The sequence below is a fragment of the Roseateles sp. GW821-FHT02E12 genome, from assembly GCF_059421665.1.
In genome coordinates this window covers 329,769-342,913 of record NZ_JBWKVK010000004.1, presented here as the reverse complement: position 1 = coordinate 342,913, position 13,145 = coordinate 329,769, and the positions used below count along the sequence as shown (strand labels likewise).

The 13,145-nt window shown below is 68.7% G+C and carries 7 protein-coding genes; 6 read left to right on the top strand and 1 reads right to left on the bottom strand.

The annotated features are described in order from the left end of the window. The first annotated feature begins 70 nt into the window (after positions 1 to 70). From pulA (AC07V5_RS24350) to AC07V5_RS24340, 3 genes are all read left to right on the top strand, one after another. Positions 71 to 3,664: a pullulanase-type alpha-1,6-glucosidase gene (gene pulA, locus AC07V5_RS24350; protein WP_495118310.1), complete on the top strand. Its 3,594-nt coding sequence runs from the start codon at positions 71 to 73 to the stop codon at positions 3,662 to 3,664. Positions 3,665 to 3,675: 11 nt separating this feature from the next. After that, positions 3,676 to 4,224 carry a PEP-CTERM sorting domain-containing protein gene (locus AC07V5_RS24345; RefSeq protein ID WP_495118309.1) on the top strand — a complete coding sequence of 183 codons (549 nt, stop codon included), beginning with the start codon at positions 3,676 to 3,678 and terminating at the stop codon, positions 4,222 to 4,224. Positions 4,225 to 4,354: 130 nt separating this feature from the next. Then, positions 4,355 to 5,128 carry a substrate-binding periplasmic protein gene (locus tag AC07V5_RS24340; RefSeq protein WP_495118308.1) on the top strand — a complete coding sequence of 258 codons (774 nt, stop codon included), beginning with the start codon at positions 4,355 to 4,357 and terminating at the stop codon, positions 5,126 to 5,128. On the opposite strand, the gene pulA (AC07V5_RS24335) is transcribed toward AC07V5_RS24340, so the two are convergent. Continuing rightward, entirely contained in the window at positions 5,125 to 7,830 is a 2,706-nt protein-coding gene (pulA, locus tag AC07V5_RS24335; RefSeq protein WP_495118307.1) for a pullulanase-type alpha-1,6-glucosidase, read from the bottom strand. The two genes, AC07V5_RS24340 and pulA (AC07V5_RS24335), sit on opposite strands and share 4 nt — an antisense overlap. A gap of 116 nt (positions 7,831 to 7,946) precedes the next feature. Between pulA (AC07V5_RS24335) and AC07V5_RS24330 the strand changes: the two genes are divergently transcribed. Genes AC07V5_RS24330 through AC07V5_RS24320 form a run of 3 tightly spaced genes read left to right on the top strand, consistent with a single transcriptional unit; the run spans position 7,947 to position 13,119 of the window. After that, complete coding sequence (locus AC07V5_RS24330) at positions 7,947 to 9,614, top strand: alpha-amylase family glycosyl hydrolase (RefSeq protein WP_495118306.1); 1,668 nt, start codon at positions 7,947 to 7,949, stop codon at positions 9,612 to 9,614. Next, positions 9,611 to 11,245, top strand: coding sequence for an alpha-amylase family glycosyl hydrolase (locus AC07V5_RS24325; protein WP_495118305.1), 1,635 nt, complete (start codon positions 9,611 to 9,613; stop codon positions 11,243 to 11,245). The genes AC07V5_RS24330 and AC07V5_RS24325 overlap by 4 nt, the downstream gene beginning before the upstream one ends. Beyond that, positions 11,242 to 13,119, top strand: coding sequence for a glycoside hydrolase family 13 protein (locus tag AC07V5_RS24320; protein WP_495118304.1), 1,878 nt, complete (start codon positions 11,242 to 11,244; stop codon positions 13,117 to 13,119). The genes AC07V5_RS24325 and AC07V5_RS24320 overlap by 4 nt, the downstream gene beginning before the upstream one ends. The last annotated feature ends 26 nt before the right edge of the window (positions 13,120 to 13,145 follow it).

Here is a 13,145-nt window from a genome sequence, read left to right as displayed (position 1 = left end):
GGGATTTCACCAACTTCCGAATGTAGTTTTACTTCAATAGCATCCGCGAAATTCCAAGGAGTGCACGGACATGAAGGCATGGGCTGGCGGTTTCGCGCGGCAAGCGCGGCGGGTGATGGGAGCGTTGACGCTCGGCATTTGCGGGCTGCTGGCAGCCTGTGGAGGCGGCAGCGGCGCGGAAGGCGCGCAGCAGGCGCCGATGAGCAGCGCAGGCGCGGCCTCTGTTGACGAGAGCGGCGTCGAGTTGCTGGCCGGCGTGCCCGCAGCGGGCCAGACGCTGCGAGCCAAGATCGCCGCCGTGGCCACGCCCGGAGCGCCGGCCACGTCGCTGCGCGTGCATTACCGCCGCGCCGACGGCAACCATGCCGGCTGGCAGATCCACACCTGGAACGCCGCGCAAAGCCCGAACTGGAACGGCGGCTGGAACGCTGCCGGCAGCGACGGCTTCGGCGTGTACTACGACGTGCCGCTGGCCGCGGGCAGCGGCTCGGTCGGCTTCCTCTTCCACAACGACAACAACAAGGACAACGGCGGCGCCGACCAGAGCTACGTGCTGCAGGCGGGCGCCAACGAGATCTGGCGCCTGGAAGGCGACAGCACGAACTACGCGACCAACCCGCTGTTGCTGCCGGTGCCCGACATCAAGACCGTGCGGGTGCACTACAAGCGCTTCGACGGCGGCTACAGCGCCTGGGGCCTGCACCTGTGGAACGGCAGCGGCCTGAACGCCGCCGCGCTTCCCGCGGGCGTCAACATCGAAAACTGGGGCCAGCCCGTGCCGCTGAGCTCGATGCCCGGCTATGCCACCGACAACGGCGACGTCGTCTTCGACATCCCGGTGCTGAACCCGCAGGGCGACGTGAATCGCAAGGGCCTGGAATTCATCATCCACGGCATGCCGCCCAACGAGAACGACAAGGACGGCCGCGACAACAACATCCGCGTCGAGTACGCCGCGCTGACGGTGCAGAACCAGATCGGCCAGATCTGGCTGGTGGAGCGTGACGCGACCGTCTACACCGCGCCGCCAGACCTGCGCCAGGTCTCCAGCACCGACGCCCGCGCCGTGTGGCTGAACAAGAGCCTGGTGAAGTGGCCGCGCATCACCGCCTCGGGCACGGTTCGCCTGTACCACTCGGCCACCGGCCAGATCAGCGTCGGCCTGGACGCCCCCGTGCAGGGCGCCGACGGCTACATCACGCTCGACGCCTTCGGCGGCACCGTGCCGGCCGCCGATGCGCTGCGCTTCAAGTACGTCGCCAGCGGCGCTGTATTCAGCGTGCGCGCCGCCGACTTGGGCGCCCTGCCCGCCCTGCACCAGCAGCAGCTCGTCCTTGTGCAGGAAGACGCCAACGGCAAGGTGCAGAACGCCACCACCGCGCAGATCGCCGGCGCGCTGGACGACCTCTACGCCGCCGCCAACAACGTGCCCAACCTGGGCGCCGCCGCCAGCAATGGCAACACCAGCTTCAAGCTCTGGGCGCCCACCGCGCAGAACGTGTCCCTGGTGCTGACGACGTCCCTGGGCAACTCGGGCCTGACCCGCACGACGACCGAGCCGATGACGCGCGACGCCGCTACCGGCGTGTGGAGCCTCAGCAAGCAAGGCCATCTGCAAGGCGCCACCTACCGCTACCAGGTGCAGGTGTTCGTGAAGGGCGTAGGCCTGGTGAAGAACCTCGTCACCGACCCCTACTCGCTGGGCCTGACGCTGGGCAGCCAGCAAAGCGTCGTCATGGACCTGCAGGCCCAGGCGACCAAGCCCAATGGCTGGGACCAGAGCGCGCCGCCCGCCACCGTGGCCGCGCCGTCGGACCTCAGCATCTACGAGCTGCACGTTCGCGACTTCTCGATCAACGACGCCACCGTGCCCGCCGCCAAGCGCGGCAAATACCTGGCCTTCACTGAAAGCCAGTCCAACGGCATGAAGCACATGGCCGCGCTGGCCGCCGCCGGCCTGACCGACGTGCACCTGCTGCCCGTGTTCGACATCGCCAGCGTCAACGAGAAGAGCTGCGTCACCCCCTCGCCCAGCGGCGCTCCCGACAGCGAATCCCAGCAAGCCACCGTGGCCGCCACCGCCGGCACCGACTGCTTCAACTGGGGCTATGACCCGCTGCAGTTCAGCACGCCGGAGGGCAGCTATTCGAGCAACGCCAACGACCCGCTGGCCCGCGTCGTCGAGTTCCGCCGCATGGTGCAGGCGCTGAACGCCGCCGGCCTGCGCGTGGGCATGGACGTGGTGTTCAACCACACCACCTCGTCCGGCCAGAACACCAACTCGGTGCTCGACAAGGTCGTGCCCGGCTACTACTACCGCCTCAACGCCAGCGGCGGCATCGAGCGTTCGACCTGCTGCGAGAACACCGCGGCCGAGAACCTGATGATGGCCAAGCTGATGATCGACTCGGCCATCACCTGGACGCGCGACTACCGCATCAGCTCGCTGCGCTTCGACATCATGGGCCACCACCCGCGCTCGGTCATCGAGGCGCTGAAGGCCCGCGTCAAGGTCGCCACCGGCCGCGAGGTGCAGATCGTCGGCGAGGGCTGGAACTTCGGCGAAGTGGCCAACGGCGCGCGCTTCGTGCAGGCCGAGATGCTGTCGCTGAACGGCTCGGGCATCGGCAGCTTCAACCCGCTGATCCGCGACGCCGTGCGCGGTGGCGGCTGCTGCGACAGCGGCAACGCGCTGGTGGCCAACCAGGGCTACGTCAACGGCTTCTTCTACGACAGCAACGCCAGCGCCTCCGGCCAGAGCCGCGGCGAGCTGATGTGGCAGGCCGACCGCCTCAAGGCATCGCTCGCGGGCTCCATCCGCAGCTTCCAGATGCAGACGAGCTGGGACGCCAACCTGCGACTGGACCAGATCGACGTCGGCGGCATCCCGGCCGGCTGGGTGCTGGAGCCTGGCGAGGTCGTCAACTACGTGGAGAACCACGACAACCTGACCCTGTTCGACAACAACGTCTTCCGCCTGCCCACCGGCACCAGCAAGGAAGACCGCGCCCGCGTGCAGATCCTGGCCAGCGCCATCAATGCCTTCAGCCAGGGCGTGGCCTACTTCCACGCCGGCGTGGACACGCTGCGCAGCAAGTCGCTCGACAAGAACAGCTACGACAGCGGCGACTGGTTCAACCGGCTGGACTGGAGCTATGCCGACAACGGCTTTGCCGCCGGCCTGCCGCCCTCGCGCGACAACGCCGACAACTGGGGTCTTGCACGGCCGCTGCTCACCAACGCGCTGATCAAGCCCCACGCCAACGACATCGCCTGGACGCGCGACGCCTTCCGCGACCTGCTGCGCATCCGCAAGAGCTCCACGCTGCTGCGCCTGCGCACGGCGGACGACATCAAGGCGCGGTTGACGTTCCTGAACACCGGCTCCAACCAGGAAGCCACGGTGCTGGTCGGCCGCCTGAATGGCGTCGGCTACCCGGGCGCCAACTTCGACGAACTCGTCTACCTCATCAACGTCGACAAGACGGCCAAGCAACTGACCCTGCCCGCCCTGGCCGGCCGCGCGCTGGAACTGCACCCGGTGCACACGGCAGCCACCGCCGCCGACCAGCGCGCAAGCCAGGCCAGCTTCGACGGCACGACCGGCAGCTTCAACGTGCCGGCGCGCACCGCCGTCGTCTTCGTCGTTCGCTCATCCAACTGAAGGCCCACGCCATGAAGAAGTTCCACCACTTGGCCGCTGCCGCCTCTCTCGCCTTCGCAAGCGTCGCCGCGCAAGCCACACCCATCGTCGTCGACGTCAGCGGCGCGCAGAGCGTCAACCTGCAGGGCGAAGCCGGCAACACCGTCTGGCTTGTCAACGTCGGCGCCAACGCCGTGCTGAACTCGCTGGACTGGAGCGTGGCCCTCAACGCCTTTGCGCCGAGCAGCCTGTCGGAGATGCAGGTCAGTTTCGGCAGCTCCAGCGGCCTGGACCAGATCACCTTCTCGCCCGATGCCTTTGCCGGCTTCAGCAGCACCGGCAGCTACGCCGGCTCGCTGAGCCTGGCAGGGCTGGGCGTGGCGGCCGGTGCCGACGGCCTGCTGCGCATCGAGTTCAGCGAGGGCTTCAAGGACTTCGCCGTCGGCGTTGCCGAGGGGCAGTGGGTCAGCGGCAACCTCACCTTCGACGTGAGCGCCGTGCCGGAGCCGGATGCCGCCCTGCTGTTGCTGGCGGGTCTGGGCATCCTCGGCCTGCGAGCGCGCCGCGCACACGCCGGCTGAATACGCGCGCACCGAGAAGATCGGCCTGGTTCTCCAGGCCTTTCTTGTTTTTCCGCGGGGTTGGCCAATAACCCCACGCCAACCAAAGCCTGCACTTGCAGCGTTAGCACCAGCCTGAGACGATGCCGGCGTGCACCCAAACCGCCGCATCACCCTCGCCACCCTGCCCGCGCTGATCTGGCCCTGGAACTCACCGGCGGCGCAGCCCGCACCAGCCCCGCTGGCCTTGGTGACCAGCGAGCTGCCGCCGATGTCGATGCCGGGCGAACCGGGGCAGCGAGGCGTGCTGCTGGACCTGGTGGAGGCGGTACTCAAGCAGGCCGAGCTGACCGCCCAGCCCGAGTTCTTCCCCTGGGCCCGGGCCATGCTGATGGCCAGCGAGAAGCCGCGCACCCTGATCCTGCCGCTCAACCGCACGGCGGAGCGCGAGAGCCGCTTCCAGTGGCTGCTGAAGCTTTACGCGCAGCGCTTTGCCTTCGTCACATTGGCGCACAAGCCGCGCGTAGAAACCATCGAGCAGGCACGCCGCCTGCGCGTCGCCGGCCTGCGGGGCTCATCCAACTTGGCCGTGCTGCAGCAGCAAGGCCTTCAACCCAGGCGCATCTACGAGTCCACCAGCGTCAGCGACATGCAGCGCGCGCTGGAGCGCGGCCTGGTTGATGCCCTCTATGGCAGCGAACTCATCCACAACGACGCCTGGCGCCGCAGCGGCCGCAACCCGGCCCTGCTGCAGACCGGGCTGACGCTGGAGTCCGCCGACATCTGGCTGGCCGCGCAAGGCGGCATCAGCGACGCCGAGCGGGCGCGGCTGACCTCCGCGCACGAGGCGCTGCTGGCCGACGGCAGCGTCGAGCGGCTGTTCAAGCGCTACGGCTTGAAGCTCCGGCCGGAAGATTTGCGTTAGTTCAGTACGAACACCACCGCGCTGCGAGCCGGCACCTCGAAGCGCCCCGCCTTGAAGCGAGCTTCGTTGCGCACGCGAGCATCGGCCCCCGTGCGCTGCACCGCGTGCAGCAGCCAATGCGCACGCGCTTCATCGGGCAGCTCCAGCGTCTGCGCCGTCGGCGCCACGTTGATGAGGGTCAGCATCGCCGTATGGCCACGCAGGCCGCGCAGGCCACGGCCGTCGACGCGCGTCGCCACCAGCACCGGGTTCTGGCCCGCACCGCTGCCGGGGAAGCTGACGCGCTTGCGGATCTCGGCCGCACTCGACAACCGCAGCAGCGGTGTGCTGGCGCGGATCTTCAGCAGGTCGCGGAAGACATCGCGCGCCCAGGCGATCTCGGCCGGGCCGGGGGCTATTGCGCCATCGGCCAGCCGCTCGGCAGCCAGCGCCCAGTCGCGGCCGTTCTGGCCGAAGTTGTCCTGCTTCGGCGGCAGGCCGGTGCCGAAGTGGTTGCTCTGGTAACTCCAGTCCAGCCGGTTGAACCAGTCGCCGGAGTCGTAGCTGTTGCGGTCCATGCTCTTGCTGCGCAGGATGTCTTGGCCGGCATGGAAGTAAGGCACGCCCTGGCTGAAGGCAACGAGGGCCGCGCCCAGCATCTGCACGCGGGCGCGGTCCTCGCGCGAGGTGCCCAGCGGCAGCTTCAGCGCGTTGACATCGAACAGCGTCTGGTTGTCGTGGTTCTCCACGTAGTTGACGACCTCGCTGGGCTCGCTGACGAAGCCTGCCGGTTGGTCACCGTAGGGAATGGCATCGAGGCGCTTCTTGTCGCCGCGCCAGGTGGTCAACTCGAAGCCGCGCAGTGAGCCGGCCAGGCCGACGCGGATCATGTCGGCCGCGGTCAGCAGTTCCTCGGGCTTGGCGGGATTCAATGCGGCCAGCGCGTTGGGCGCGTAGACCAGGCCGTTGAGCCAGCCCTGGCGGCGCACGCTGTCGTCGCCGCCTTCGCCTGCCGAGCCACCGCGCGCGGCGTCGCGGCCGCGGTCGCTGAACGAGCCGATGCCGCTGCCGTTGAGCGACAGCTGCGAGGCCTGCACGAAGCGCGCGCCGTTGGCGACCTCGCCGAAGTTCCATCCCTCGCCCAGCAGTTGCACGGGCCGGCCGGCCTCGGCGTTGACGCGCGCCTGCAGCCGCTCCATCGCCTCGCGCGGCTGGTGGCCCATCAGGTCGAAGCGCATCGAATCGATCTTGTACTCGCGCACCCACAGCGCCGCCGAGTCGATCATCAGCTTGGCCATCATGCGGTGCTCGGTGGCCGTGTTGTCGCAGCAGGTGGAGCGCTCGATCTCGCCCTTGGCGCTGAGGCGGTGGTAGTAGCCCGGCACCAAGCGGTCCAGCACCGACTTCTGCGCCTGGCCAGCCGCGGCCATGTGGTTGTAGACCATGTCCATGCCCACGCGCAGCCCGGCCTTGTGCAGGGTCATGACCATCTCGCGGAACTCGAACACCCGCTCGAGTGGGTCGGTCGCGTAGCTGCCCTCGGGCGCGTTGAAGTGCCAGGGGTCGTAGCCCCAGTTGAAGCAGTCGTCGGCCGCAACGGCCATAACGGCCGCCTGCTGAGCCTCGCCGCTGGCCGGCGCGGCCGGGACCGTCGGCGTCTTGCAGCCGCGCTCGGGCACGCTGGCCAGGTCGAAGACCGGCAGCAGGTGCACGTCCGTCAGCCCTGCCTGGGCGAGGGCCTTCAGGTGCCTCATGCCGTTGGACGCGGACTCAGAGAAGGCCAGGTACTTGCCGCGCCAGGCCGAGCGCACGGTCGCATCGCTGATGGAGAAGTCGCGCACGTGCAGCTCGTAGATGACCTGGTCGGTCGCGGACTTGACACGGTTCGGTCTCGGCGAGGCGTCCCAGCCTTTGGGCTTGAGGGCGGCCGACGCGAGGTCGGCCACGACGCTGCGCTGCGAGTCGGCCGTCAGCGCAACCGAGTAGGGATCGGTGACGAGGTTGCGCACGCGGCCATGCGTGGGCGTGACGACGTCCACGAGGTAGCGGTAGGCCTGGCCGCTCAAGCTCCCGGGCAGCTCGGCGCGCCAGACACCGGTGGCGGCGTCCAGGCGCATCGCGTCCACAGCGATGGCGGGCGACTCCGGGCCGCCGTAGCGGCACAGCAGCAGGCGCTGGGCGGTGGGTGCCCAGACGGCAAAGCGGGTCTGCGCGCGGGAGGGATGCGCACCCAGATCAGAGACCTTTTCGGCCGCGGCGTAGAGCTCGTCCAGCGCGCCGGGCAACTGCAGCCCGGTCGACGCGATGACGCGACCGTCCGCCGCCTCGTGCACCAGCAGCAGTTGCTCGCGCAGCAGCGCGGCCACGTCAACGCCCGCAACGGTAAAGCGCGGCCCGTCGGCGATGAAGCGGAATCGCGCCGGCAGCGCCGCCGCGCTGGGCTGCAGATCGATGGCGCCATCGGCACCCGTCACCGCCTCGCCAGCCACGGCACGCCCACCGGCCGCCTTCGCGTGATGCAGGCGCACCCGCTCGCCCGATTGCAGCTTCAACCCGGGCCATTGCAGCGTGCGCGCGTCCAGCCAGTACGCCTCGGCCAAGGGCCGTGCGGCGGGTGCAGGCACCGGCACATCGGCATTGCAGTCGTCGAGGTCAGCGGCCTGCGCGGCGGTGGCGGCCAGCGCCAATCCCAGCAGCGCGGACAGCAGGGAAGTCTTGGGCATCCTTGTCTCCTTCGTTATTTCCAAATAGTAGCAAAACTACATCAATAGAAATCCCTCTGGTGCGTAGCGGGGTGAACTCGCTATGCTCGGCGCGAACTGATACGTAGTTTGATTACATGATTCGTTTCATAGACCGAACTTCGCTGGCCGCCGTCACCCTGTCTGTGCTGGCCCTGGCTGCATGCGGCGGTGGCGGCGCGGGCAGCCCGGCACCCTCCCCCGCGCCTGCTCCAACGCCCGCTCCGGCCCCGGCGCCCGCTCCGCCGCCTGCACCCGATGTCAGCGCCGTTGCCGCAGCCGACCCCGGCAGCGCCCTGCCCGAGGGCTGGCAACGCGGCGCCTTCATGCAGATCTTCGTGCGCAGCTACCAGGACAGCGACGGCGACGGCATCGGCGACCTGCGCGGCCTCATCAGCCGGCTGGACTACCTGAAGGATCTCGGCGTCAGCGGCCTGTGGCTGATGCCCATCACCAAGAGCCAAGACGGCGACCACGGCTATGCCGTGACCGACTACCGCGACATCGAGCCCGCCTACGGCAAGCTGGCCGACCTGGACGAACTGCTCAAGCAAGCCCACGCGCGCGGCATCGGCGTCATCCTCGACCACGTCATCAACCACAGCGCCGCCCAGCACCCGCTGTTCGTCAATGCCAAGGACTCGGCCACCAACCCCTGGCGCGACTGGTACGTCTGGCAGAACCCGGCGCCCACGGGCTGGAGCATCTACGGCGGCAACCCCTGGCGCAGCACGGCCAACGGCGCCTACTTCGCGCCGTTCTGGGATCAGATGCCCGACTTCAACCTGCTGAAAACCGAGGTTGTCGACTTCCACAAGAACGCGCTGCGCTTCTGGCTGAACCGGGGCGTGGATGGCTTCCGCTTCGACGCCGTGGGCAACCTCGTCGAGAACGGCCCCGCCGCCTGGGAGAACCAGCCGCGCAACTACACGCTGATGAACGAGGTGCGCGTGCTGCTCAACGGCTACGCGCGCCGCACCATGGTCTGCGAAGGCCCGGCGGACCCTCAAGGCTTCGGTGCCAGCACGGCCTGCGGCGGCGCCTTCGCCTTCGACCTGCGCACCGCCTTGCTGGACGCCGCACGCGGCCAGGCCGCCTCGGTGACGGCGGTGGCCAACTACTTCAAGACCGCCCCGGCCGGCATGGCGCCCATGCTGTCCAACCACGACGGCTTTGCCGGCCAGCGCCCGGCCGATCAGTTCAACGCCAACCTCGCCCAGCTCAAGCTCGCGGCCAGCGCCTACCTGCTGCTGCCGGGCACGCCCTTCATCTACTACGGCGAAGAGGTCGGCCTGCGCGGCGCCGCCTCGCTGAGCGGCGACGCGGCCTTGCGCACGCCCATGGCCTGGAGCACCGGGGCGACCGCCGGCTTCACCACCGGCACGCCTTACCGCGCGCTGGCCGCCAACGCGGCAACCCACCACGTTGCCGCCCAACTGGCCGACACCGACTCCCTGCTCAACCACTACCGCGCGCTGCTGGCCCTGCGCAAGGGCACGCCGGCGCTGCACGACGGCGACTACGCGAACGCAGGCGCCAGCGGTGCGCTGCTGAGCTACCAGCGCCGCACGGCCACACAAACGGCAGTCGTCGTCATCAACTTCGGCAGCACGGCGCTCGAGGCCAGCTTGACGAGCCTGCCGGCGAACGCGACGCTGCAAGCTGCCTACCCCGCCGGCGGCGCCAACGCATCCAGCGACGCAGCCGGCCAGGCCCGCCTGAACATTCCCGCGCAATCGCTGCGCGTCTACACCACGACACGATGAACGCCTGCCCCAAGCGACTGCTGCTCACCCTGGCGCTGGCCAGCGCCACCACCGCAGCCCAAGCCCAGATCGACACCCGCCCCGTGCCCGCTGAAGCGCGCGCCAGCGCCCTGCCGGCGAACTGGCAGCACGGCGTCTTCATGGAAGTCTTCGTACGCGGCTACCAGGACAGCGACGGCGACGGCATCGGCGACCTGCGCGGCCTGACCCGCCGGCTGGACTACCTGAAGAAGCTCGGTGTCAGCGGCCTGTGGCTGATGCCCATCACCGCCAGCTCCGACCACGACCACGGCTACGCCACGACCGACTTCCGCGCAATTGAGCCGCAGTACGGCACGCTGGCCGACTTCGACGAGCTGATCCGCGAGGCGCACAAGCGCGGCATCGGCATCGTCATGGACTACGTCATCAACCACGCGTCCTGGCAGTTCCCGCCCTTCCAGCAAGCCGCGGCCGACCGCAACAGCCCGTGGCGCAGCTGGTTCGTCTGGAACCCCAACCCCGGCCCGGGCTGGGACATCTGGGGCAAATATCCCTGGTACGACGCCGCGGCCAAACCCTGGACCTGGACCGGTGAATGGAAGGACCTGCCGCCCATCCAGCCCGGCTCGCCCGACATCTTCTTCGGCACCTTCGGGCCGCACATGCCCGACTTCAACATGCGCAACCCCGCCGTGGTGCAGTACCACGAGGACTCGATGCGCTTCTGGCTCAACCGTGGCCTGGACGGCTACCGGCTGGACGCCGTGCCCCACCTGATCGAGAACAACGCCAAGGACTGGAACGACCAGCCCGAAAGCCGTGTGCTGACCAAGCAGTTCCAGGACCTCATCAAGAGCTATCCCGGCCGCTACGTCGTCTGCGAGGCCACGGCCGAGCCCATCGCCTACGGCGACCCCAAGCTCTGCGGCGGCGCCTTCGCGTTCAACCAGAACTACGAGATCGTCAAGGCTGCCAAGGGCGACGCCCAAGCCCTGCAGAAGATGGCCGACTACTACCGGAGCATGTCGCCCACGATGGCGACCTTCCTGCACAACCACGACATCTTTACCGGCCGCCGCCTGTGGGACCAGCTGCATGGCGACGAAGCCCGCTACCGGCTGGCGGCCGCGAGCTACCTGCTGCTGCCCGGCACGCCTTTCGTGTACTACGGCGAGGAGATCGGCCAGGCTGGCATCGATAGCAAGGACGCCCAGGACGACGCCCCGCTGCGCGCGCCGATGAGCTGGACGCCCGCCGGTGGCTTCTCCACCAGCGCCCAGCCCTTCCGCCCCTTGTCGCTGAACCGCAGCCGCAACAACGCCGAGACTCAAGCGCGCGAGGCCGGGTCGCTGTTCAACTTCTACCGCGAGCTGATCGCGCTGCGCCGCGCCTCCCCCGCGCTGACGCTGGGCCGCTACGAGGCCGACAAGGTCGAAGGCGCCGTGTGGACCTTCCAGCGCGTGCATGGCAAGGAGCGCAGCCTCGTCGCCATCAACTACGGCGACCAGCCCGCCACCGTCGCCGTGGCCGGCACGCGCGCCAAGGCTGCGTATCCGCGCAAAGCCGAAGCCTTGAAGGCTGATTCCAACGGCCAACTCCGCATCACGCTGCCGCCGCTGTCTGTGCGCGTCTACACGCTCAACTCATGACCCGATTCCTGACCCGTAGCCTGCTGGCTGCCCTGCTGATTGCGTCCGCCCCGGCGTGGAGCCAGGCCACACCCATCGAGCGCATTGAACCGCCGCACTGGTGGGTGGGCATGCGCAACACCCAGCTCGAACTGATGGTGCACGCGCCCGGCATCGCCAAGGCCCGCGCCCGGCTGCGCACCACGCCAGCCGGCGTGCGCCTCAAGGGCAGCAGCCGCCTGGACAGCGACAACTACCTCTTCATCGCCCTCGACATCGGCGCCTCTGCCAAGCCCGGCACGCTCAACATCGACTTCGTCGGCACCGACGGCAAGACCATCGCCAGCCAGGCCTACGCGCTGCGCGCCCGCACACCCGGCTCGGCCCAGCGCCAGGGCTTCGACGGCCGCGACGCGATCTACCTCGTCGTGCCCGATCGCTTTGCCAACGGCGACGCCAGCAACGACAACGCCGGCAGCCTGGGCGACCCGGTCAACCGCGCCAATGCCGACGGCCGCCATGGCGGCGACATCAAGGGCATTGCCGACCGGCTCGACTACATCGCCGGCATGGGCTTCACGCAGCTCTGGCCCACGCCCCTCGTCGAGAACCGCCAGCCGACGTACTCGTACCACGGCTACTCGCCCACCGACCTCTACAAGATCGACCCCCGCTTCGGCAGCAACGACGACTACCGCGCGCTGGTGGCCCAGGCTCGCGCCAAGGGCCTGGGTGTCATCCACGACATCGTGCCCAACCACATCGGCTCGGGCCACTGGTGGATGGCCGACCTGCCCTCGCGAGACTGGGTCAACCAGCACGGCACGTACACGGAAACGAACCACCGCCACGTCACCCAGCTCGACCCCTACACGGCGCCCAGCGACCGCGAACGCTTTGCCGGCGGGTGGTTCGTGCCGACCATGCCCGACCTCAACGGCCGCCAGCCCAAGATGGAGCGCTACCTGATCCAGAACGCGATCTGGTGGGTGGAGGACGCCGGCCTCAGCGGCCTGCGCGTGGACACCTATCCGTACTCGGACAAGACCTTCCTCGCGCACTGGTCCGGCGCCGTCATGCGCGAGTACCCCAGGCTGACGCTGGTGGGCGAAGAGATGACCACCAACCCGCTGCAGGTGAACTACTGGCTGGCGGGCAAACCCAAGCACGACGGCTATGTGTCGCACATGCCCAGCATGATGGACTTTCCGCTGCACTACTGGCTGCGTGAGGCCCTGGTCGAGCCCGACAACAAGGGCTACGGCACGGGTTGGGGCAAGCTGTATGAGGCGATGGTCAACGACGCCCTCTACCCCGAGCCGACGCGCATGGTGCTGTTCGAGGGCAACCACGACACCAACCGCATCTTCTCGGCGCTGGGCGAAGACCTCGGCCTGAACCGCATCGCCGCCACCTTCATCGCCACGACGGCGCGCACGCCGCAGTTCTTCTACGGCAGCGAGATCCTGATGACGAGCCCCGTCGAGCGTGCGGACGGCCCGACGCGAGCCGACTTTCCCGGCGGCTGGGCTGGCGACGCGGTTGACGCCGTCTCGGGCCGCGGCCTGAGCGACGCCCAGCGCGATGCCCAGGCCTATCTGCGCAAGCTGCTGACCTGGCGCAAGACCGCGCCGGCCATCCACCACGGCCGGCTGATGCACTTCGAACCGCTGGAAGGCGTGTACGTCTATTTCCGCTACACGGCGCAGCAGAAGGTCATGGTGGTGCTGAACAAGAACAAGGCGGCGACCGAGCTGGACACGCGCCGCTTCGCCGACATGCTGACGCCGCGCTCGGTTGGCAATGACGTCATCACTGGCCAGCGTCACGACCTCGGTCGCGCGCTCAGCCTGCCCCCACGCTCCGCCCTGGTGCTCGAGGTCATCGAGCGCTGACCAGCACTGAGCGCCCGCCGAATGCC

Excerpts from the sequence above, each read along its gene's own strand:
- pulA (WP_495118310.1), top strand. The coding sequence starts at position 71 with ATGAAGGCATGGGCTGGCGGTTTCGCGCGGCAAGCGCGGCGGGTGATG.
- AC07V5_RS24345 (WP_495118309.1), top strand. The coding sequence starts at position 3,676 with ATGAAGAAGTTCCACCACTTGGCCGCTGCCGCCTCTCTCGCCTTCGCA.
- pulA (WP_495118307.1), bottom strand. The coding sequence starts at position 7,830 with ATGCCCAAGACTTCCCTGCTGTCCGCGCTGCTGGGATTGGCGCTGGCC.
- AC07V5_RS24330 (WP_495118306.1), top strand. The coding sequence starts at position 7,947 with ATGATTCGTTTCATAGACCGAACTTCGCTGGCCGCCGTCACCCTGTCT.
- AC07V5_RS24325 (WP_495118305.1), top strand. The coding sequence starts at position 9,611 with ATGAACGCCTGCCCCAAGCGACTGCTGCTCACCCTGGCGCTGGCCAGC.
- AC07V5_RS24320 (WP_495118304.1), top strand. The coding sequence starts at position 11,242 with ATGACCCGATTCCTGACCCGTAGCCTGCTGGCTGCCCTGCTGATTGCG.